The organism is Bifidobacterium sp. ESL0827, assembly GCF_052606685.1.
This window is the reverse complement of the sequence record NZ_CP199597.1, coordinates 2,102,102-2,124,642: the sequence shown is the minus strand read 5'-3', so window position 1 is coordinate 2,124,642 and position 22,541 is coordinate 2,102,102. Positions and strand designations below refer to the sequence as shown.

17 protein-coding genes and 1 pseudogene are annotated in these 22,541 nt (G+C 58.8%); 9 read left to right on the top strand and 9 right to left on the bottom strand.

The features are described from left to right. Window positions 1-77: 77 nt before the first annotated feature. Window positions 78-1,385, bottom strand: coding sequence for a chloride channel protein (locus ACUIAI_RS08520; protein ID WP_445342168.1), 1,308 nt, complete (start codon window positions 1,383-1,385; stop codon window positions 78-80). Between the two features lie 57 nt (window positions 1,386-1,442). After that, window positions 1,443-3,851, bottom strand: a complete 2,409-nt coding sequence (locus ACUIAI_RS08515) for a S9 family peptidase (protein ID WP_254478225.1) — start codon at window positions 3,849-3,851, stop codon at window positions 1,443-1,445. 342 nt (window positions 3,852-4,193) lie between these two features. Here ACUIAI_RS08515 and ACUIAI_RS08510 point away from each other — a divergent pair, with 342 nt between their 5' ends. The 8 genes and pseudogenes from ACUIAI_RS08510 (at window position 4,194) to pknB (ending at window position 14,229) form a co-directional block, all read left to right on the top strand. After that, the gene (locus ACUIAI_RS08510; protein WP_445342167.1) at window positions 4,194-5,057 is read left to right on the top strand and encodes an InlB B-repeat-containing protein; all 864 of its coding nucleotides are present in this window, start codon (window positions 4,194-4,196) and stop codon (window positions 5,055-5,057) included. A 209-nt stretch (window positions 5,058-5,266) separates the two neighbouring features. After that, window positions 5,267-5,971 carry an FhaA domain-containing protein gene (locus ACUIAI_RS08505; protein ID WP_015021121.1) on the top strand — a complete coding sequence of 235 codons (705 nt, stop codon included), beginning with the start codon at window positions 5,267-5,269 and terminating at the stop codon, window positions 5,969-5,971. Window positions 5,972-6,004: 33 nt separating this feature from the next. Beyond that, window positions 6,005-6,523 carry an FHA domain-containing protein FhaB/FipA gene (locus ACUIAI_RS08500; protein WP_445342166.1) on the top strand — a complete coding sequence of 173 codons (519 nt, stop codon included), beginning with the start codon at window positions 6,005-6,007 and terminating at the stop codon, window positions 6,521-6,523. Window positions 6,524-6,529: 6 nt separating this feature from the next. Further along, the gene (locus ACUIAI_RS08495; protein WP_445342165.1) at window positions 6,530-8,098 is read left to right on the top strand and encodes a BofC C-terminal domain-containing protein; all 1,569 of its coding nucleotides are present in this window, start codon (window positions 6,530-6,532) and stop codon (window positions 8,096-8,098) included. Window positions 8,099-8,100: 2 nt separating this feature from the next. Beyond that, window positions 8,101-9,624, top strand: a complete 1,524-nt coding sequence (locus ACUIAI_RS08490; RefSeq protein ID WP_445342164.1) for an FtsW/RodA/SpoVE family cell cycle protein — start codon at window positions 8,101-8,103, stop codon at window positions 9,622-9,624. Then, window positions 9,621-11,084, top strand: a complete 1,464-nt coding sequence (locus tag ACUIAI_RS08485) for a peptidoglycan D,D-transpeptidase FtsI family protein (protein ID WP_110412279.1) — start codon at window positions 9,621-9,623, stop codon at window positions 11,082-11,084. The genes ACUIAI_RS08490 and ACUIAI_RS08485 overlap by 4 nt, the downstream gene beginning before the upstream one ends. Further along, a pseudogene (locus tag ACUIAI_RS08480) lies at window positions 11,081-11,911 on the top strand (serine/threonine-protein kinase); the annotation flags it as partial. The gene ACUIAI_RS08485 and the pseudogene ACUIAI_RS08480, both read left to right, overlap by 4 nt. A 158-nt stretch (window positions 11,912-12,069) precedes the next feature. Continuing rightward, window positions 12,070-14,229, top strand: a complete 2,160-nt coding sequence (pknB, locus tag ACUIAI_RS08475; RefSeq protein WP_445342163.1) for a Stk1 family PASTA domain-containing Ser/Thr kinase — start codon at window positions 12,070-12,072, stop codon at window positions 14,227-14,229. Between the two features lie 90 nt (window positions 14,230-14,319). Here pknB and ACUIAI_RS08470 read toward each other — a convergent pair whose 3' ends face one another. From ACUIAI_RS08470 to ACUIAI_RS08445, 6 genes are all read right to left on the bottom strand, one after another. Next, window positions 14,320-15,522, bottom strand: a complete 1,203-nt coding sequence (locus tag ACUIAI_RS08470) for an MFS transporter (RefSeq protein ID WP_445342162.1) — start codon at window positions 15,520-15,522, stop codon at window positions 14,320-14,322. Then, window positions 15,512-16,531, bottom strand: a complete 1,020-nt coding sequence (locus tag ACUIAI_RS08465; protein WP_445342161.1) for an ADP-ribosylglycohydrolase family protein — start codon at window positions 16,529-16,531, stop codon at window positions 15,512-15,514. The genes ACUIAI_RS08470 and ACUIAI_RS08465 overlap by 11 nt, the downstream gene beginning before the upstream one ends. Window positions 16,532-16,563: 32 nt before the next feature. Beyond that, window positions 16,564-17,499, bottom strand: a complete 936-nt coding sequence (locus tag ACUIAI_RS08460; protein WP_445342160.1) for a carbohydrate kinase family protein — start codon at window positions 17,497-17,499, stop codon at window positions 16,564-16,566. 121 nt (window positions 17,500-17,620) lie between these two features. Next, complete coding sequence (locus ACUIAI_RS08455) at window positions 17,621-18,619, bottom strand: LacI family DNA-binding transcriptional regulator (protein WP_445342159.1); 999 nt, start codon at window positions 18,617-18,619, stop codon at window positions 17,621-17,623. A 336-nt stretch (window positions 18,620-18,955) separates the two neighbouring features. Further along, on the bottom strand, window positions 18,956-20,071 hold the full coding sequence (locus ACUIAI_RS08450; protein WP_445342158.1) for a class E sortase: 1,116 nt from the start codon (window positions 20,069-20,071) through the stop codon (window positions 18,956-18,958). After that, window positions 20,072-20,827, bottom strand: coding sequence for a DUF881 domain-containing protein (locus ACUIAI_RS08445; protein WP_445342157.1), 756 nt, complete (start codon window positions 20,825-20,827; stop codon window positions 20,072-20,074). Between the two features lie 90 nt (window positions 20,828-20,917). On the opposite strand from ACUIAI_RS08445, the gene crgA reads away from it, so the two are divergent. Continuing rightward, entirely contained in the window at window positions 20,918-21,364 is a 447-nt protein-coding gene (gene crgA / locus ACUIAI_RS08440) for a cell division protein CrgA (RefSeq protein WP_254478233.1), read from the top strand. A 362-nt stretch (window positions 21,365-21,726) separates the two neighbouring features. Here the strand turns inward: crgA and ACUIAI_RS08435 are convergent, their stop codons facing one another. Beyond that, entirely contained in the window at window positions 21,727-22,488 is a 762-nt protein-coding gene (locus ACUIAI_RS08435; protein ID WP_445342156.1) for a rhomboid family intramembrane serine protease, read from the bottom strand. Window positions 22,489-22,541 lie beyond the last annotated feature (53 nt).

Sequence of the window (22,541 nt, the reverse complement as noted above, 5' to 3'; positions counted from 1 at the left end):
GTATATGAGTAAGATCAGAATCTTTCGGCATCACGCAAGGCCGGACTGTCAGGACGACAAGGGCTCTCGACGACGGTTTATGCCTTGACCACGAACAGGTGTGAGACCGCCATCGACAGGGCAACGGCAAGACCTATGGGCATGAAGGCCATGACCGGCAGGTGGCATACCTCCATCAGCATGGCCATGGCCATGAGCGGAGCTTGCTGGGAGGCGGCCAGCAGGGAGGCGGCGCCAATAACGGCACACTGCCAGACCGGCAGGCCAGGCAGAAGGTAAGCCAGCGATAGGCCCAATACAGCGCCCGTAGCGGATCCCAAAGCTATGGAAGGTGTCAGAGTACCGCCGAAGGCCCCGGCACGGATGGTGGCTGTGGTCAGCAGAGCCTTGACCAGAGCGAAGAGGACCAAGAGGGCTAGTGACTGAGCCAGCTGGAGCCCAGAGAATCCGGCAGGCAGGCGTTGATCCATGCCCATCTGGGCCAGAGCCCGGCCATTGCCCATCACCTGTGGGACGACCAAGGCGACCAGGCCAGTCAGCAGGGCTACCCCCGTCAGCTGCCAAATGGCGGCAGGGCCAGTGGTTCTATGGGCCTCTGCCCAGGAGGTCATCCGCCGGAATCCAGCCCCCAGCAGTCCCATGACCGGTCCGATCAGCAAGACTACCGCCATAAGCCAAGGCCGGAAGGGCTCGGAGCCGACCTTATAGTAAGGGGCAAACCCCTTGATGGATCCTCCGACCAGAGTAGCCAGAGCCGACATGGCCAGATTGACCGTCACCACTTCGGCATCCACCCGCCGCAGCAGCACCTCAATGCCGAAGAAGGCACCAGTCAGAGGCGCAATGTAAATGCCGGCGAATCCCGCACCAGCAGCCGAAGCGATCAGCAGCGGACCGTCCTGGTCACGTAGCCCCAGCCGCCGTCCCATCCTGGTCCAGAGACCGCCCAGTAGAGCCCCGGCCTCGCGAGGGGCCACCTCCCTGCCGATGGAGCCCCCAGCAGCCACAAAGAAAATCTGGGTGAGCACATGAACCACGGTCTGCCCTGGGGGCATAGGCGCGCCCTTGACGGCCTGGCCGACCGATGGAATCAGCCTGGTCCTCGTCCGCAGCCAGGCCCAGACCAGACCAGCCACCAGTCCGGCGAGGGTCACCGAGGCCAGCCTTCTGATCGGCGGCACCGCCTCAGCCGTGGGTGCCCCTGGAGTCTCAGCGAAATCTAACAGGCCGACCTGGGTCAGCTCAAAAAATCTAGCCAGCAACCCCGAAGAAAGTCCGACCAGCAGGCCCAGGCAGAGCACCGAGACCGCCAGACCCCAGCTGCGGGAAAGCTGGAATCCGCGGTTGGGCCCTGGAGCCTGGTCAGGCTTTCGTTGGATATGCACAACCCCAATCTAGCGGAAGCAACCGCCAGTAGAGCGTTAGCCCAAGCAGCCTATCTGTCAGTCAGTCTTGTTCTTGAGAGCGTCCCGCAGGAAGTCCCGCTGTAGAATAAGCAGGTTCTCGGCCACGGTCTCATCGTTGGTCATGTGGGTGATGCCGGTCAGCGGCAGGACCGTATGGGGGCGTCCAGCCGCCATCAGAGCGCCGGAGAGCCTCAGGGTGTTGGCCACGGAGACGTTGTCATCGGCGAACCCATGGATCAGCATCAGCGGACGACGTAGCGAGGGGGCATCATCGATGATCCCGTTACGGCGGTAGACGGCCGGATCCATGCCCAGATAGCGCTCGGTGTAGTGGGTGTCGTAAAGAGTCCAGTCCGTGGGCGGGGCACCCGCGCAGGCCGCATGGATTCGGTCGGGAGCCCGCAGAACCGATAGGGCCGACAGGAAGCCGCCATAGGACCAGCCGATCATGGCCACATGCCCCAGGTCGGCCTCAGGAGCGAAGTCCGGCAGGGCCTCCAGAGCCTCGAGTTGGTCGTCCAGCGTCACCTGGGCCATGTCCTCAAAAATGGCCCGATCCCAGGCAGGACCACGACCAGGCGTGCCACGGCCGTCGGCGGTCAGGACCAGGAAGCCCTGATCGGCCCACCACTGGGACTCCCAGTAGTAGGACTGGTTGAAGACCACCTGCTGGGCACCTGGCCCGCCGTAGGGCTTGAGCAGGACGGGCAGGCTGTCAGCGCTGGCGTAGGGGCTGGATTCAGAGGGTCTGACGATGGCTGCGAACAGCTCGTGCTGCCCCATGCGCACGAAGTCCACGTTGGGGGTGAACCCGGGATCGCTGCTGGTGTCGGCCAGGACAGCGCTCATAGCCCCCTGGCTATTGATATGACCTGTATCCACGGCCCGACGATCAGGACGATCCTGATGCTCCGGCCGTACGGGTTCGCCAGTCTGCCTAGCGCTGCTGTCCGGGCGAGCTTCGCCCACCAGACCCAGTCCTTCAGCACCCAGGCGGTCCAGATCCCCATCAGCCCCCAGATAGCAGTGGCGCACCTGTCCCTGCGCCGAAGCCATGGTCCGGCCGCTGACTACAATGCCGTGTCCGGCTCGCGAGGCGGACCACACTCCGGGCAGACGGTTGAGCACATGGATGGAACCGTCATAGCTCAGGCGCATCAGATCGAAGCTGCGGGGATCGGTGGAGACCACCGCCAGCACATCGCGATCCTCCACAGACAGCACCTGCCGAACCTGGCAGCCCGCTGGAGAGAAGACCTTTCCATCAAGACGCAGCCGCGTGGTGTCGGTTTCTGTGTCGATAAAGGCATCCACCAGCCCGCCCTGGGGCTGGTAAGCCGGCAGCCCGGGCACCAGGTCGATCCACTGGTCGTTGTCATGCTTTTGCAGCACCCTGGTGGCCACCTTGGGTGCCGCCTCGGGATCAAGCAAGGTCATATTCTGCCCCGGCTCCAAACCCTGACGGGCATCCGGCACCTGCACATCCAGGATTCTGTCCTCAGTCTGTCGACGGTTCTGAACCAGCAGCAGGGGCCGATGCCCCTCCTGCCAGCGGACCACGGCCAGGTACTCGAAGGCCCGATGGTCCCAGTCCACCTCGCCCACCCAGGGGTCGGCGTCATCCTGGCCCAGGAGGACCAGGCTCAGCCCGACGCGGGCATTGGCAGTCAGAGCCTGGGGATACCGCCGGGCGCGCGGTCCGACCTGGGGATTGGCCGGATCGCTGATGTACCAGATCGGCTCATCGGAGGAATCAGTGTGCTCGACCAGCAGGGCCCGGGAATCCGGCGACCACCAGAACCCCTGGTAACGGTCCATCTCCTCGCCGGCCACGAACTCGGCCAGCCCCAGCTTCATCCGATCATCAGTGCCAGGGCGCAGGGCGAGAACAGCCCGTTCTCGGTCTTGTCCTGCATCCTGCCCAATGGAGACCACCATTAGCCGGTCGCCAGTCGTATAGGCCACCATAGTACCGTCCGGGCTGATGGCGGGATTAAGCGCAACCGAATCACCGTCTTCCAAGCTCAGGGCCCGTGTGGAGGCGGTGAGACCATCAGTGGCTATCAGCGACAGCCAGAGCCGGCCACCCAAGGCAAAGACCACCCGGTCCCCGGCAGCATCCACGCTGTAATCAACAATGCCCTCGCCGCCTTCTCGCGAGCGCTCCCTGCGAGCCAGCTCGGCGGCTGGCACCTGTTCCTGATCCGCATCCTCCAGCAGAGTCCTAGGGTCAGCCAGGAGCACCTCATGGTGTCGGCCTTCCTGGTCAAAGACAGACAACCAGAGCCCAGTCACCAGGTCCTCAGGCCCGTCGGAGCGCAGGAAGACGGCTCGTGAACCGTCCCCCACCGCCAGGGCCGACCGTGGCGCACCCAACGTAAACCGCAGGGTCCGGGCCTTGGCCCGCGGATATGCCTCCATCGCCCGATCCACCTCTTCGGCCATGCTCGCTCCTCGAATATCTCTGACATGATCCCCATGACCATGCGTCTGCCACGATGATAAGCGCCCAAGCGCCAAAGGGGAATTCGATTAGTCTCAACTACTGCTGCTGTTCCAACGAGCTTCAACCACTGATTATTCTTATACAGCAATATTTTATCCTACTTAATAACTTGATTTTTGAACGATTATCAGTCAATGACTATTTCTTGCGATAAAGTTTTACTGTGTCATCGCCAAAGGCTTGGCCGATGACGCCAGTTCCTCGTAGTGAGGTGTGTCAAGGCAGGACGCTTCGAGCTGTTACCCGAGGAACAAAAACAACAGAGAAAATAGAGGTAACCAATGAATATCATGGTTCGTTTTAAACGCGCATGCGCAGTGCTCGCCGCTGGCGCCACACTGGCAGGAGGATTGGCATTGCTGCCAACCGTGGCCCAGGCTGTGGAAGGTAACAAAGAGTCGGAGACCAAGGCCGCTCCCTACACAATCACATTCGTTAGCGATTGGACTTCGACCACAGGAGAGACACGACAGACCGACGCAAACGGCAAGTTGGATTCCGAGTCAATCCCCAAGGCAGTACTGCCTGACTACATGAAAGAGTTGCAGACTGAAGAGAAGCCTTGGGAGGCTGCCGGATGGACCTATACCGCTATGGCCTCCGACGAAGTGGACTTCAACAAACCTTTCACCGCCGACACCACTGTCTACGCGCGTTGGGACCAGCCAAACATCGTCACTTTCCTTAGCAAGGATCCACGTGACGACAACAGCAAGCCTGTTGCGCAGAAGCTGCAGACGGAAGATGGCCACAAGCTGGTTGCACAGCCTGGTAACCCAGCCATCTACCCCGGCTACACTTTTGATGGATGGTTTGCTGCTGAAGGCGGCAAAGCTTTCGACCCCGCGACCACCTTTTCCGAAGATACTACTTTCGTAGCCAGGTACACTAAGGCGGCTGCTCCCACCCAGCCTGTTAAGCCTGGTCAGACCACTCCGGTTGACGACACCAAGAAGCCTGCCAAGGACAATGACAAGGCTCCCGCCAAGGATCCAGCCAAGGATCCTGCCAAGAAGAACACCGAGAGCGACAACAACAATCTGGCCAAGACCGGCGCTGACACCGTGGCTCCTCTGGCCATCGCCGCTGGGCTCTGCTTGGCTGCCGGCATCACTCTGGGACTGCGTCGCAAGCTGGCTCTGTGAGTCGGCAGGCTTCGGCCTGACCCATTGATGATCGAAGTTCAAAGGCCCCTGGTCCATTGTGGCCACGGGCCTTATTCATACTTGCTCATACCTTGCAGTCGCGGGTCGTTCGAACCTCTTCATTGGAGAAATTGCAAGCATCCGACCGCTCATTACCCCCTTCCGGCAGGGTCACGTACTATGAAAGGGTTATATGGAAAGGGATGACTATGAGCGTTCTCGATCGTTTCGAGAAGAGCGTGGAAGGCGCCGTTAACGGTGTCTTCTCGAAGTTCGGCTCCAAGGACCTACAGCCCGTCGACCTGTCGAGCGCCCTCGAGCGTGAGATAGACTCACAGGCCATGCCCGTCGGTCGCGACCGCACCGTGGCGCCCAACGAGTATCGATTCAGACTATCCACACCAGACTTTGACCGCATCGAGCAGTGGGGTTCGGAGGCTCTGGCCAACGAGCTGGCAGACAACCTGACCAAGTACGCCGAAAGCCAGCACTATGCCTTCGTCGGCCCGGTCGTGGTCATCTTCGAGGAGGACCTCAACCTGAACAAGGGTGACTTCCACCTGTCTGCCGAGTCGGTCCAGGGCAACGCGGCGCCCGTCACCACTCCCGAAGAGTCCAAGGACTGCCCGGTGCTGGAGATCAACGGCCGCCAGTACCTGCTGACCGCCCCCATCACCACCATCGGCCGCGGATCCTCCTGCGACATCGTCATCGACGATGCAGGCATCTCCCGCCGACATCTCCAGATCGAGATCACCGACAAGGGCGTGGTAGCCCGCGATCTGGGGTCCACCAACGGCACCTATGTAGAGGGACATCAGGTTCCCGCGGCCACTCTGCTGGACGGCAATACCATCACCATCGGCCGTACCCGCATCCTCTACTGGGCATCGTCGCAGGAACAGGATTCGTAAGTCGCCCAGACCTTGAAGTAAGGTCGAATCATTATGCTGACTGAACTGACATTCGCCATCCTCAAATACGGATTCCTGGCTCTGCTATGGGTATTCGTGTGGCTGGCTATCCGTTCACTCCGCAAAGACATCGAGACCTTCAGCCCCAAGACTTCTCATACCCGTCGACGCAGTGAACGCGCAGCCCAGCGCAAGCTGCCGGCGGCCGCCAAATCCGTGCCTATCCCCCCAGTCAGCAAGACAAAGCCTGCAAACGACGATCCCTCCCTGCTTGTGGTCATCGACGGACCTCTGGCCGGCTCCTCCACTCCGCTGTCCGGACGTCCCATCACTCTGGGCCGCTCCTCCTCGAACACCTTGGTGCTGGACGACGAGTTCGTCTCCGGCCATCATGCGCGGGTCTACCAGGACCCTGCATCGGGGCGATGGGCCATCGAAGATCTTGGGTCCACCAACGGCACCGTCGTCTCGGGGCAGAAAATCACAGCGCCGACAATCCTACCGGCGGAGGTTCCTGTACGCATCGGAGCCACCACCTTCGAGTTGAGGTAGCCGCCCATGACCAGGAACGATGCGAGCCAAAAGCTGTTCCTCTACTCCACGGCGGTTTCAGACGTGGGGTACGTGCGCAGCAACAACCAGGATTCCGCCTTCGCAGGCGAGCGCTTGGTGGCCATGTGCGACGGCATGGGCGGCCACGCAGGCGGGGACACGGCCTCGACCATAGCCATCCGATCCCTGGCCCACATTGAACGTGACGACCGGGAACAGGACGTGCAATCCCTAGCTCGGATGATGGAGACCTCAGTCATCGCAGCCCATGACGCCATCGTGGGCAAGGCCAAGCGCGAACACCGGCTCTCAGGCATGGGCACCACGGTCACCGCCCTGGCTCTGGCCGACGACTCCTGGGTGCTGGCCCATATCGGGGACTCCCGGGGCTACCTCCTGCGGGAGGGCAAGCTGATCCGGATGACCCAGGACCACTCCTACGTGCAGCACCTGATCGACACCGGCCGCATCTCCCCGGCCGAGGCCCGCAACCATCCTCAGCGCAACGTGGTCATGCGGGTCCTGGGAGACTTCGACATCGACCCCCGCCCGGACATCTCCATTTCCAAGGCCCTGCCCGCAGACCGTTGGATGATCTGCTCGGACGGTCTCTGCGGCGTTCTGGAGGACTCGACCATCGCCGAGGTGCTGTCCTCGGTCTCGGACCAGGCGGAGTGCGCCCAGCAGCTGGTCACCTTCGCCCTCAAGGCTGGCAGCACCGACAACGTGACCGTGGTCATCGCCGACGCCACACTGGCCCTGGACGCCGATGCCTTCGACCTGCCCCATCAGACTCCTCTGATCGGTGGCGCGGCCAGCTCCAACCTGGAGGCCCTGGCCGACATCCTGGATGAGCCCGTAGCAGCTGCACCGCGCTTGCGCGACGAGTCCCGGGAGTCTCCCGCCAAGCGGGCCGCCGACCTGGCTCAGGATCGGGATGCCAGCAAGCAGGAGGACGAGGATGACGACGGCCGCACCGCCCAGCCCTCGGCTGCCCGCGAGGAGAGCGGTGAACGGCATGTGCCCGACACCAGCGAGATCCCCATCGTCCACAAGAAGGACGGCTCAGACTCTGCCGATCCCTACGATCCAGACGTGGCCGATGCCATCCACAAGGAGCACCTGGAGCAGCGCAAGCGCCAGCGCTCCCGGCATCGGCGGATTCGGCTGATCCTGGCCGGCATCATCACCCTGGTAATTCTTGCCCTGGCCGGAGGCACGGCGGCTGCCTACCGCTGGAGCCAGGAACAGTACTACCTGGGCACGGACCAGGGCCGTGTGGTTATCTTCCAGGGCGTGCCCACCAAGGCTTTCGCCCTTTCGCTGTCCCACCCGGTGCAGACCACGGACATCGCCGTCAAGGGGCTTCCCCAGTCCTGGCGTGACCAACTGGAAGAGGGCATCACCGTCTCCAGCATGGACGACGCCAAGGAGCACGCCCGTCTGATCCGGAAGGAGGCCGGCGACCTCAAACGCGAGCAGGCCAAGGAAGCCAAGGACGAGTCCGGCCAGGCGACGACTTCCCCCTCAGCCTCGCCCTCACCGTCGAAAACCGACCAGAGCGGGCGGCAGTAATCATGATCATCACCCGTCTGCGCCGCATAGGCCTTCTGCTCTTCTCCCTGCTGGTGGGGTTCATCGGATTCTTCCAGATGTTCGCCCGTGCGGCGGGCCGCTTCCCCGGTGACTACGCAGCCCTGCTGGCAGTCACCGCCGCCCTCTTCATCGCCCTCTGGGTCCTGCTGGAGATTTTCCTGCCTTACGGTAGCCAGGCCATCCTGCCCAGCATCGTCATCCTGAGTTCCCTGGGCATCACCCTGATCACCCGCATAGATTTGCGCAACGCCCGGATCGGCCAGCCCACACGAGTGGGCTTCACCCAGCTAATCTGGCTGTGTCTGGCCCTGGTCCTGTGCGGGCTGCTGGTGGTGCTGCTCAGGGACTATAGGCTGCTGCGCCGCTTCTCCTATGTGAGCATGGTGATGGGCCTGGTCCTGCTCCTATCGCCCATGCTTCCCGGCATCGGCCGCGAGATCGGCGGCGCCCGCATCTGGATAGGCATAGGGTCACACACCCTGCAACCCGGCGAATTCGCCAAGCTCTTCCTGGCCTTCTTCTTCGCCGCTTACCTGTTCGACCACCGAGACCAGCTGGCCGTGGGCGGCAAGAAGTTCCTGGGCATGCGGATGCCACGAATCAAGGACTTTGGCCCCATCATCATTGTCTGGCTGATTTCGCTGGCCGTCCTGGTCATCCAGCATGACCTGGGCACCTCGTTGATGTACTTCGCCATGTTCGTCTCCATGCTCTATGTGGCCACCGGCCGCACCAGCTGGATCGCCATCGGCTCGGTCTTCTTCGTCATTGGAGCCGTGGCCGCCTCTATGATCTTCGCACATGTGGGTGCCCGTGTGGATGCCTGGCTGCACCCCTTCAGCGACGCTGAGTTCGGCAAGGCCTTCGGCGGGTCCGGCCAGCTGGTGCGCGGCATCTTCGGTCTGGCTGCCGGCGGACTGACCGGCACCGGCCTGGGCCAGGGACGCCCCTGGATCACTCCCCTGGCCAACTCCGATTTCATCTATACGTCGGTGGGCGAGGAGCTGGGGCTGAGCGGCCTGCTTGTGGTCCTGGCCCTCTACCTGGTCATCGTGGCCTCGGGCATGATCACGGCGATGAAGATTAAAGACGGCTTCGGCAAGCTCCTGGCCTCCGGTCTGGTCTTCACCATGGCCTTCCAGGTCTTCACCGTGGTGGGCGGCATCACCCTGGTCATCCCCCTGACCGGACTGACCATGCCCTACATGGCGGCAGGCGGCTCCAGTCTGGTGGCCAACTGCATCCTGGCAGTCCTGCTGATCATCATCTCCAACGCGGCCAACAAGCCTGCGCCGGAGGTCAGCTCGGACACCTTCAAATACGAGGCCCTGGCCGTCCTGCGCCAGCAGGAAACCAGCAAGCGCAACGGACAGGACGACTCGGACTCTGAAGAGTCCCACAGTCGTCATGCCGAGCCGGACGAGCCGACCGATCAGGATGAGGAGACCGACCTGCCAGCCACCGGCCGCATCCCCGTCCGCCAGGTCCGAGGAGGTGGACAGTGAACAAGGCCCTGCGCCAACTCTTCAACGCCGTCATCGTCCTCTTCGTCATCCTGGGGCTTTCCAGCTCCATCATCATGGTGATCAGGGCAGGGAGCCTTAACTCGGACTCCCGCAATCTGCGCGCCCTCTACCATGAGTACGCGGCACCCAGGGGGGCCATCCTGACCTCGGACGGCGCCGTCATGGCCCAGTCCGACCCCATCAACGACTCCTTCCAGTACCAACGGCACTACCACAAGGGTGCCGTCTACTCGCCCATCACCGGTTACTACTCCATCACAAGCCCAGCAGACCGGGGAATCGAGGCTTCACGCGACCGTCTGCTGAGCGGCCAATCGGACAGCCTGTGGATGGACCGGCTCAAGTCCCTCTTCACTGGAACCCAGAACAAGGGTGCCTCCATCGAGACCTCCATCAATCCAAAGATGCAAGAGGCCGCCTACGACATGCTGGGCAACCTGTCCGGATCGGTGGTGGCTATCGAGCCCTCCACCGGCCGCATCCTGACCATGGTCAGCACGCCAAGCTACAACCCCGACGACCTGACCGCCCACGACAGCGGTGATGCCTCCCAGGCCTACCAGAAGCTGGCCTCCCGTTCTGACAACCCCATGCTCAACCGGGCCACCTCACAACTGTATCCGCCCGGATCCACCTTCAAGGTGGTCGTGGCAGCGGCCGCCCTAGAGTCCGGCCAATACCACCCCGACAGCCAGTTACCGGCCGGGGCCTCATACACCCTGCCCGGCACCAACTACAACCTGACCAACGCCACAACCACGGGCAACGGAGCCAACGGCCGGATCAGCTTGGAAAATGCCCTAGCATACTCCTCCAATACAGCCTTCGCCCAGCTGGGAGTTAGCCTGGGCGGCAAGACGCTAGCCGAGCAGGCACGCAAATTCGGCTACGGCTCCACCATCACCCTGGATGGAACCAACTCCACAGGCCGACCCATGAAGGCTGTGGCCTCCAAGTTCCCCGAGGACCAGTCCCAGGACCGGCTCGCTCTGGCCTCCATCGGCCAGGGAGACACCCTGTCCACCCCCATGCAGGCGGCCATGACCGCCGCCGCCGTGGCCAACGGTGGCAAGCTCATGCAGCCGACCCTGGTTGATCGGGTGCGCTCCAGCGATCTGAGCGTCATCAGCGAGACCACGCCCTCGGTTTACTCGCAGGCCTTCTCCTCGGACACCGCCAAGGCCCTAACCACCATGATGGAAGCAGTGACCACCAAGAGCTACCCCAATCTGGCTATCCCCGGCATGCAGGTGGCGGCCAAGTCCGGCACAGCTCAGATCGGTGCAGGCAATACGGCAAATGACGGGTGGATGGTAGGATTCGCCCCGGCCGATAACCCCAAGGTGGCTGTTGCCGTCGTGGTGCATGGCGTCTCCTCCTATGGCATGGAGATTGCCGGGCCGATCATGAAACGCGTCATGCAGGAGGCTGCCAAGTGAAACTAGTACAGGGACAGCTCATCCATCGACGGTACCGTCTGGACCGTCGCCTGGCCCAAGGGGGCATGGGCGAGGTCTGGAAGGGCTACGACATCGAATTGGGCCGCGTGGTGGCCATCAAGGCCCTACGCGAGGACCTGACCAACGAGGAGTCCAAGTTGCTGCGGCTACGGGCCGAGGCACACAATTCCGCCAACCTGGCCCACCCCAACATCGCCGCCCTCTTCGAGTACTACGAGCACGATGGCATCGGATTCCTGATCATGGAGTACGTGCCAAGCCAATCCCTGGCGGACATCTACCGGGAACGGGGCGCCCTGGACCCCATCGAGCTGCTGCCCATCCTGATACAGACGGCCCGGGGGCTCTACGTAGCCCACTCGCACGGGGTCATCCACCGGGACGTAAAGCCGGCCAACATCATGGTCTCCGACACCGGCGAGGTCAAGATCACCGACTTCGGGGTCTCCTACTCCACCAACCAGGGGCAGATCACCCAGGATGGCATGGTGGTAGGCACGGCCCAGTACATCTCGCCCGAGCAGGCCCAGGGCCTCCAGGCCACGCCCCAGTCCGACATCTACTCCCTGGGCGTGGTGGCCTACGAGGGGCTCTGCGGGCACCGACCCTTCACCGGCGCCACCCCGGTGGACATCGCTGCAGCACACGTCAACGACCCTGTGCCGCCGCTGCCCGACTCGGTGGACAATCAACTCATGAACTTCGTCATGTCCATGCTGGCCAAGGACCCGCGAGACCGTCCGGCGAATGCCCTGGTGGTCTCGCACACGCTGGCCAAAATCGAGCAGCGGCTGCTGGACCAGCAGCTGGGCGAGACGGAGGTCATCAATCCGCGCGCACCCATGCCTCGACGCATCGTGAGCAGGCCATACGCGGTAAAAGACATCTTCAGGCCCTTCTGGGGGCACTATGGAGAAGGAAGCGCACAGCGCGGCCTTGAAGCGACGAACGGAGGGGATACCCTATGAGCATCACACTGCCGCCGTCCCTAGCGGACGGACGCTACCGTCTGGGACAGCTGATCGGACGCGGTGGCATGGCCGAGGTCCACAAGGCTGTGGACACGCGTCTGGGAAGGACGGTCGCGGTCAAGATCATGCGGTCCGATCTGGCCAACGACGAAGTCTTCCTATCGCGGTTCCGGCGGGAAGCCCACTCGGTCGCGCTGCTCAACAACCCCAACATCGTCTCCATCTATGACTCGGGCGAGGAGATACTGACCGACGACCAAGGCAACCATGAGCGGGTGCCCTACCTGGTCATGGAGTACGTCAAAGGCCAGACCCTGCGGTCCATCCTCAAGGAGAACGGCGCCCTGAGCCAGCGCGACAGCGAGCAGGTCATGCTTGGCATGCTGAGCGCCTTGGACTACTCCCACCACATGGGGGTCATCCACCGGGACATCAAGCCCGGCAACATCATGATCTCGGAGCAGGGCATCGTCAAGGTCATGGACTTCGGCATCGCCCGGGCCATGGACGATTCGGCCGCCACGATGACCCAGTCCCAGGGCGTGGTGGGCACGGCCCAGTACCTGAGCCCTGAGCAGGCCCGCGGCGAGAGCGTGGACATGCGCTCCGACCTCTACTCGGCCGGCTGTGTCCTCTACGAGATGCTGACCGGGCGGCCGCCCTTCAACGGGGATTCAGCCGTAGCCATCGCCTATCAGCACGTCACCGAGGTGGCCACCCCACCTAGCACCATCGTGCCCGGCCTGCCGAAGATGTGGGATTCCATCTGTGCCAAGGCCATGGCCAAGGACCGCCAGAACCGGTATGCCACGGCTTCAGCCTTCAAGAGCGACATCCTGGCCTTCATGAATGGCGGAACCCCGGTGGCTGCCGCATTCAACCCGCTGACCGACCTGGCCAACGTCAAGGCCCGCAAGGATGCCGAGCAGGGCACCGAAACGGCCACCATGCCGCTGACCGAAGAGGAGACGGCCGCCACCCAGGCCTTCAACCCTGTTCAGGACCCACTCAGTCCGGCCGCTGCCACCGATCTTGCCACAGCTGAGCGCACGGCCACCAAGGCGGCTCAGCAGAAGTCCAAACGGCGCAAGAAGATCATCATCAGCGCCATCGTGGCGGCCTTGCTTCTGGTGGCCGCCGGACTTGGCGTGACCTACATGAGCCGAAACCGCCATCAGATGGCCGAGGTACCCACCATCAATGCTCAGATGTCGCGAATTCTCGCCCGTGAGAAGGTCACCGCCGCAGGCTTCAATTACCAGGAGAAGGAGGACCATGACTCGGCCGAGCCCAAGGGGACCTTCACCAAGCAGAGCCCCAAGGGCGGAAGCATGGCTCCCAAAGGCTCCACAGTGACCGTCTGGTTCTCCTCCGGGCCCAAGGACACGGCCATTCCCGACGTCAAGGGCATGAATCAGCAGGAGGCTCGCAGAACCCTGGAGAAGGCCGGATTCAAGGCCTCTCCCGCCGCCTCGGTAGAAGACAGCCAAGACGTGCCCAAGGACCATGTGACCCGCACGGATCCCGCCGCCGGCCAGAGCGTGGCCAAAGGAACCAGCATCCTGCTCTACATCTCCTCGGGCATGACCAAGGTGCCTGACCTGTCTGGCAAGAGCAAGGACGACGCGACCAAGACCCTGCAGAGTCTGCACTTCAACATCACCATCCACGAGCAGGCCTCCAACACCGTGGCCAAGGACGTGGTCATCAGCACCGACCCGGCTGCCGGATCCTCCATCCAGCAGGGAGCCATGATTATAGTCACCGTCAGCACCGGTATGAAGCTGGGCAACTACATCGACATGACCCTGGGCGAAGCCAAGCGCAACCTCGGCCAGGGGGTCAACATCAAGGTCAACGGCCCCAACAACGACAACGCCGTGGTCACCGGCCAGGATCCCACCTCAGGCGCCTCCTTCGACAAGTCCAAGGACACCATCACCCTGACCACGGCCATCAGCGTCCCAGTCATCGCCCCGGGCGAGACCTTGGGCAGCTACCGGCAGAAGCTGACCAACAGTGGTGTCAGCGCCGACAGGATCACTTCAGTCGGCAAGGACACGGACAAGGTGACCGCTGTAAGTCCCGGAGCCGGCAGCAAGGTGGACGACAACACCCCCATCACGGTGACCACCGTCAGCTCCACAAACTGACCCGAAGATGAAATCATGATGGGGTCCCTTCCCAAAGGAGAAGGGACCCCATCGCTTTCCAAACTGCAGTTGGGAAATGACTTCTGAATCTCAGACTGATGCTCTACGCCGGTGATGGGCCAACAGGTAGAAAAATGCAAAACCAATTGACACTGCTGCCAATAAGAATGCTCCTACCGTTATTGGCAGACGTAGGGATTCAGTGTGGAACAGCACCGCAACCAGCAGAAGGAAATAATGCGGCAGGTATCCACCTAACCCACCTAGAACAACTTGGAATCCAGATACGAGTGCCGCATTCTCATTGTTTGCACAGTCAGCTATTTTCATGTAGAAGGACGACGACATAGTACCCAGCCCGATTCCAACAACTACAGCGCTGGCATACATCAAGGGCAAAGTATGTGCCAGGGATATGAGCAAGGTTCCTACGGCTAGCGCGCCTGTGCAGAATGTGATTGTATAATCTTTCAATACCTTCTGAATAAATCCAAAGGATAGAGCTGCAAACATAGCCGTGAATGTAGCAGTTGATAGCACTGTCGCTGCTGTAGCGGCGTTCCCTAGGTGTTCAGTGACGATAATGCTTGACAAATTCAACTGGTAAACCGTTTGGACAATCATGCAAATGCAATAAAAAATCACAAATACATATAACCTATTGGGAAGATTTTTGATAGCGATCCGCAGAGGCGTTTGCTCTTGAATCGGCTTGGTTTTGGGCTCAGGCAAGAACAAAAGCAAGAGAGCAAAACTGAGCAATATCAGCAGATATGCGCCCCAGCTGATGCGGACAGAAACCCCCACAAGAAGACCGACGATCATCTGCAACAAAATAAGTGCCACATTCTTCACAACTTCCCCTACACCAAACATATAGGCTCGGCGCTCGCTAGGGAATAAATCAATAATCAACGCATTGCCCAGCGGGAACAGCAGACCTAAACCGAAGCCGAGAAACATGCGGGCTATGATCATGGCATTAAAAGACAGGAGAAACATAGGTGCAATTCCCGAACAAACAATCAGCATAAAAGAAACTGATAAAACCTGGCGATACTTGAAACGGCGCCCTGTCAGCAGTCCTGAAAAAATCGAGGCTGGAATAGACCATAGATTAGGTATGGTGATGAGCGAAGCTATTCTTTCGTGCGATATACCTGGATACAAGGTCTGTAGATCATGCAGAGCCGGGTCCATCACATTCGCTGCGATACAAGCAAAATAGATCTGCAAAACTCCTATGGCAATGGCGATGGTCCTCGCCCTACCAGAAAACTTATCAACTAGCATGAGATGCCTTCCGAGTCTCTTTGATCAATTCAGCCATACGACGAGCAAGATCGTCAAAGTCAATATCGTTGGCTGCTATAAGGGTTTGTTGGTCGACCTGTGCCAGGTCAAAATGATTGGCCCCGCAGATAGCACCGCAGATAGCACCAATCGTGTCTGTGTCGCCACCGATATTAGCCGCAATATGCACGCATGGCTTCAACTTTCCAGAGCATTTTCGGACAATAGCCAATACCGCCGGGACCGTTTCAATAGTCTGCATGCCTGTACCCATGAAGCTGTATAAACAATCCAGGAAGCGATCTTCGTTTTCTTCTTGGGCCAGTCGCCAACCAAAATGTATGCGAGCCATCAAATCAGGACCCGGACGAGGAACACCGAAAGCTTCTGCAGCGGCAGCCGCCTGCCTTATCAGCTCATAGAGCTCATCCCAATCGATCACCGGATGATCAAAACAGTAACTAACCGTTGCAGCGATAACCGAAGCCCCTTGTATAGCAATTTGGGTATTATGCGTGGGCATACAGATTTCTGCAACCTGTTGAACCATATCGTCCAAATCCAGATAGGAGTGGACCAAACCGATTGGCGCAATTTTCATTGCTGCTCCATTGGTGGTTCCAGTAGTACCAGCCTCAGTTATCGATACACCGCTTTCGATAGCCTTTAGCGCCCGTACAGTACTGGGGCCTACGACATATTGACTCTTGTCATCATGCTCCAACCAGCGCATCAACCGTTGAACAAAATCTTTTGCCTGCACTCGTCCATGACCCAGCAAAAGGGACTCGCAAACAAACACCGTGTGTTGAGTATCGTCAGTTACTTCACCTGCTGCTAGCCGCCGGTATATAGCTGCCTCGTCAACAGGACTTGGCAGAAATGTAGTCACTCTGCCAAATTGGCGGGCGATGCCTTTACGTGTGTAATTTTCGGTTGGCATACCCATGGCATCGCCATAAGCGACAGCCAGCAGAGTATGCTTGGTTCTTTCAAAAATGGAATCCATAGACCCACGTCTTTCAAAGTCACTCGCTTGCATTACTGCCTGTGCTTCTCCATGAAACCGTGCAACTGTTCGGCAGTAGGGGATGCCTGCGCACCGAAATCCATGCAGGTATAGGCTGCACACGCAGTCGAGTACTGTAAGGATTCCAGTAAGGGTTGCTGGTGAATCAAATAGGCCACCATAAAAGAACCGATGAAAGAGTCCCCGGCTCCAGTAGTATCGGAAGCATCAATAGAGAGAGCTGGAACGATTATTTTCTTATCATCCTGATCCCAGGCAACCAAGCCGTCACTACCCAAGGTCAGGATGATGAGACCGTGGAAATATTGCCTTATATAGGCTGCCTGATCATCTACATTACCGCTGCCGCTCAGTGCTTTAATCGCTTCTTGACAAGGGGCGAACACTGTAACATATTGCAGGATTTCAGTCAAAAAAGTCCTGTCGACACCACGGGAAAGAATACTGTCCAAATCTTCCTGATAGTTCAGCACAACTTTTTTGTCTGCTTTATATGCCTCCCGAGCCGCAGTCATGCTCATAGGCGCTGGGTTAAGGTCCAGATATACAATATCTGCCTCTTCTATCAGCGATAGGTTTGCTTGCCCCTCAGTCAATGCAGGAAGACGTTTTTCAGCAGAGACTACCAGCATCTTTTCACCGTGAGGGTCAACATATATTAGGCAAGAAGGCGCTTCATATTGCCCATCCTTCCTGTAAACACCCCTGCTATCAATACCGCAACGATGTAAATTATCCATAATCCAATCGCTATCGGCATCCTTGGCGATCTGCGTGACTACCCCTGTAGCAGCACCAAGCTTGGCCGCTTGTACGAGCACATTTGTACCGCTCCCACCTTGCATACGTTCAGATTTGGTTACAGTACAGAAGCTGTCACGAATAGGTAGATGATCCACATGCGCAATCGTGTCAACGGCAATACTACAAATTCCGAGAATATTCATTTTTCTATTCCTAGCTATATTGAGCCTCATAAAAGGCATTAATCCATCAACGAAGTTTTAAAAAACATGAATATGCTCCCCCGATGGCGCATGTTTAGACAACTGTCGTTAGAGAAAATACTCAGCGATTTATAACGCTGATAGATTCACGATCTATAAACTTTGCATCCACAAAGGCACTGTTAACTGACGTACCTTTCATTCGTTTTAGCAGCATCTTTACCGCCATCGAGCCAAGCTCGTGCTCATCCTGACGAATAACCGAAATGCGAGGAGAAAAAGCCCTGAACACTTTTGAATCGTCAAAAGATACCAATGAAAGGTCAACACCGACGCGAACGTGCATTTCCCGGCTTTGTTCCAATATAGTGACTGCATCATCAGCGTCACCACACAGAACAGCTGTTACACCTACTCTGAGCATCCTCTTAATTACCGGCGCGCAAGCGGTCTGATTAAAACCTGTTGACTCAACGAACAGATTATCATCGCCCACTATTGGACCAGCAATCTTACGGAAAAGCTGTTCTCTTTCCTGAAGAGGATGGGAGCGCAGTATCTCTCCCGAAATATAGCCGATCTGACGATGGCCACGCTCGTACAACGTTTTTACAGCGGTCTCCATGGCTGATCTAACATTGACCCGTGCCATAGCGACATCTTGCCGCCAAGGATATTTCCCGATGAATACAAGAGGAAAATCCTTATCGATCATACGTTCGATGACTTCAGATCGCTCCATGCTCGGAACAACCAAAGCACCATCGAAACGCTGCTGCAGCATACTTTGCAAGTATGCATTGAGGTTTTGTTTGTCCCTCGAAAAACTCCCAATAAACGTTGAGTACCCAGAAGCCAGGAATTCATTCTGGACGAAATAAACCAGATTAGCATAAAAAGGGTTACGTATATCATGCACGATGAGCCCTACCACATTCGAATCAACAGCACGAATTGATCTCGCTCTCGAATCGGGAACATAATCTAATTCTTTAATTGAACGTTGAACTTGGTCATACGTCTGATGAGACACTGGACCTGTCCCGTTCAGAGCTCTAGACACCGTGGAAACGGATACGCCGGCTCTCGCCGCTACATCGCGTATCGTCACGAAACCCATGCCAACCCCTGTCAGTCGCCACAGAACCCTTGTTTTCTGCTTACTCATTATTTATGTCATCGTAGACACCTGCCTCACCTAAGTAATAGTAAAAACGTTACCAGCCAATGATAAAGCGCCATTCATTTTTATTTGTGGTAACGATTCCTTACATTAATAACACGCTTTCTTCGTGTCAAATCATTATTGAGCCAGATGCCGGCCTCGCATTTATTAGCTGGCTTTCAACGGAATCAGAGAAACCTTCTCATGATCTCTGTTAGGCAACAAATAAGCGGCGGGACCGCAGGATCACGTCGGATTCTGCAGCCCCGCCGCTTCTCCATGCCAACTAGGTCAGAAGGTGGAGTAGTTGGACATCTGTCTGAGCAAGGGTACGTTGCTGGCCAGCCATGGGAAGCCCCATTCCATCAAGGCGCAGGCCAGAGCCAGAAGGAGCAGAATCAGCAGAAGCCAGCGAATCGGAGCTATGCCGGACTGGTGCCGCAGTAGCCAGCCATAGAGGCTGATCATGGGCTGGGGCTTCTCGCCCTTGCGAATCTGCCGCAACAAGGGGTAACGCCATGCAACCAGGGCCGCCAGGTAGATGATCAGATAGGCTGCTACCAAAACCAAGAGGACCGGCTGCAGGGAACCCAGCCTGGCCATAACTGAGCCCTTGTCGTCTGCAAAGGCCACATTGCTGCCTCGGTCGCCAAGCAGTTCCTTAGGCACTCCGTCGGACACCTTGGCCCAGTAGCCGAATTCGCCCCAGCTGATCCAGCGGTGGGTGGCCGTGGTGTACTTGGGCTCGCAAGTGGTCAGTGTAATCATGCGCCGATCAGGAGCCTCATTGGGCGAATAAGGGTTGGGGGCGATAACGTTGACCTCGGTGGGAGCGACAATCTTGTAGCGGGTGTAGTGGTAGACGTACCAGTAATCCTTGGTGCGCAAAACGATGGCATCGCCCACTCGCAGCTGGTCCACATGGCCCAGCGGCTCACCATAGCCAGCGCGGTGTCCGGCAATAGCCACGTTGCCCAGCTCGCCAGGCATCTGCGTATTGGGGTAGTGTCCCAGTCCCGCGTAGGCCAGCTCTCGGGGCGACGTGCCCTGAACCACGTTGCGCTCCCAATGCTGCCCAAAACGAGGAATGTAGATCTGGGCCATCAGATCGCCCTCGGAGGCGTGTTCGGGCTGTACCGGCGGCATTCCGCTCTGAGGCTTGGCCACCTTTCGGGTATCTCCCGATCCCGGGTCGCTCCAAGCGGTCGAGGTCCGGGTCTCCAGCTGCTGATGCTCGGACTGCACGCCGGTCCACCAGAGCTGCCAAACCACGTAGAGGGCACAGATGACGGCCAGCGTAATCAGCAGCTCCCCCACGATTTCCGCTATGCCAGCCGGCCAGTTTCGTCGCTTATCGGCAGGTTTATCAACCGATGTCCTGTCGTTCTCCGAGTCTTCTGTCGTCATTTACCGTGCCTTCTCATCTAGAGATGCATACTGGAGTGGCTGCAGGACAGCCGTCGTCTCGGGGAATCTCAGATTGCCCGAAGACTCGACATTCCATCCCAGACCTACCGTATTCACGTACTCCTTGTAAATCCGGATGGATGGCGAAGCATTCAGGGACTTGGTCATCCGATCGACTGGTCCTATGGCCGAAATCTTATATGGCGGCGAGTACTTTCGACCGTGCAGCAGCAGCACATTGCCCACGCATCGCACGGCCGTGGTGGGCAGAACACGCTGGTCCTGGATCCTCATGGACTCGGCTCCCCCGGCCCAGAGGGCGTTGACCACACTCTCCACATCCTGCTGATGGATGACGTAATCGTTGATGTTGGCCGTTGACCCGTCGGACCCTACCTTCTGCTGCCAGAGCGGGGAATCATCGAGGGTTACCGTCAGTCCCGGCCCCTGGACGGCCTTGAGCACCGTGCCCGATCCAGGGTCCTCACGGGCCTGGTTCGAGTTGCCCTTGTCGTCGTCGGTGAGGGTCTTCAACGCGTTGATCTCTGAGCTCATGTCATTGATGTCCTTGCGCAGCTCAGCAGCCTTGTTCTCGCGCTCTTCCACCAGCCCGGCCGTATCCGAGGTGACCGTGACCGTCCTATTGACACGGATGTTGGTGGTCAGCATGTACCCGACCAAGGCAAGGACCACAGCCACGGACAATGTGCCGACCAGGGACCTGCGCGCTCCGTGCCGTCCCGTCCGTCTGGTCATAGGCATACCTTCATCCTCGTCTGCGATAGTATTACGTTCGAGTCTAACCGCTACTATGGCTTAGTAGATCTAATGAAGGAGAATAACCTCATGGCAGAGCATCAACTCCATGATGACGAGGACGAGGCGGTGGACGAGGCCAAGAAGACCGAGGCCGAGGCCGAGAACAAGACCGCTGGCACTGGCGAGGATGCAGAGGACGAGGAGTACGGCCTGTCCATGGACAAGGTGGAGGCCGTGCTCAACCAGAGCGTTGACAAAAAGCACATGACTCCGCAGATGCGCCGCATTGTTCAGCGCCAGGAAGAAAACACCCGCCGCGTGGAAGACACCATCAAGAGCACCAAGGCCAATCCGCGCTGGTTTGTGCCCCTCTTCGTCACGCTGATGGTAGTGGGCCTGATCTGGATCGTGGTCTACTACATCGCATCCACCAGGGGCAATGTCTTCCCAATCCCCGGCATCGGCAACTGGAACCTGGCCGTAGGCTTCGGCATCCTGCTGCTCGGCTTCCTCATGACCATGTGGTGGCACTGATCCAGCTGTTGTATTCTTCAGGAACCCTGCAACCGTCCAGGCACGGATGTGGGGTTCTTTGCATACCCATCCACACCTGAGCGTCAGACATGTATGGATTCAATTCCCCAGCTCCACCTATTTCATCCACCGTTTCTAGACTCAAACCACAGTTATCCACAATCGCCCGAATTCATCGTGAACAGTCTGAGACGCCTGTCCACAACCCTACTGCTGATTGGGTTCCGCGTTTACTTGTCCACTTTTTACCGATATATATGCACCAGTTCTAGTTACTTATTCCCAGGTTATCCACACGATTGTCAACAAATGTGGATAGGTGACATCCATGTCATTTGACCAGAGCAGACAGCTATTGATTGTCAGCGCATGGGGTTGAACATGTTACAGCCCAGAGCCAGCAGGACCAGGACCACCAGGAAGATCAGCGTAGGCAGCAACCAGGAGAGCAGGCCATGCACCCGCGAGCCGTGCCGGCCCACGTGCAGCAGGGCCAGCATGAAGAGGCCGCCGACTATGAAACCGCCAACATGGTCCTGCCAGGCAATGCCGGGCACGAACAGCGGCATGCAGAAGTTGATGGCCATCCAGACCACCATGGAGATGATGTCGATCCCCAAACGACGATAGACCACTAGAATGGCGGCGAAGAGCCCGAAGAGCGCACCCGAGGCCCCGATGGCCGATGTGCCCCAGCCATTGTGCGCCAGGACCGCATAGACCATCAGCCCCAGGTCTCCGCCCAGGCCGCTGATCATATAGAGTGCCAGGAAACGCACATGTCCTATCAGATTTTCCAGCACCGGCCCCACAACCCAGAGGGTGATCATATTGAAGAGGATATGCGAGACATTGGTGGCGTGCAGAAATATGTTGGTCACAAACATCCAGGGCTCATGAACGGCTGTAATCGGCACGAAGGCCCAGTAGCCCAGCAAAAGCCGCTGGTAGCGAAGCGGAGCCAGCAGATACAGGGCCATCTGGATGACCCAGGCCACTATGCAGATCAGGGTCATGGCTATGGTTACCACCGGAGCCTGGTCGCCCCAGTGCCGCCGGATCCATCCCAGCGGTCCCCGACCGTTCCCTCCGCCTGTGAAACTGGTGCCCTTGCCATTGACCATGAACCATACCTTACCTGACCGTCCGGCCCGGGGTGTGCGGTTTCCGTGCCGCA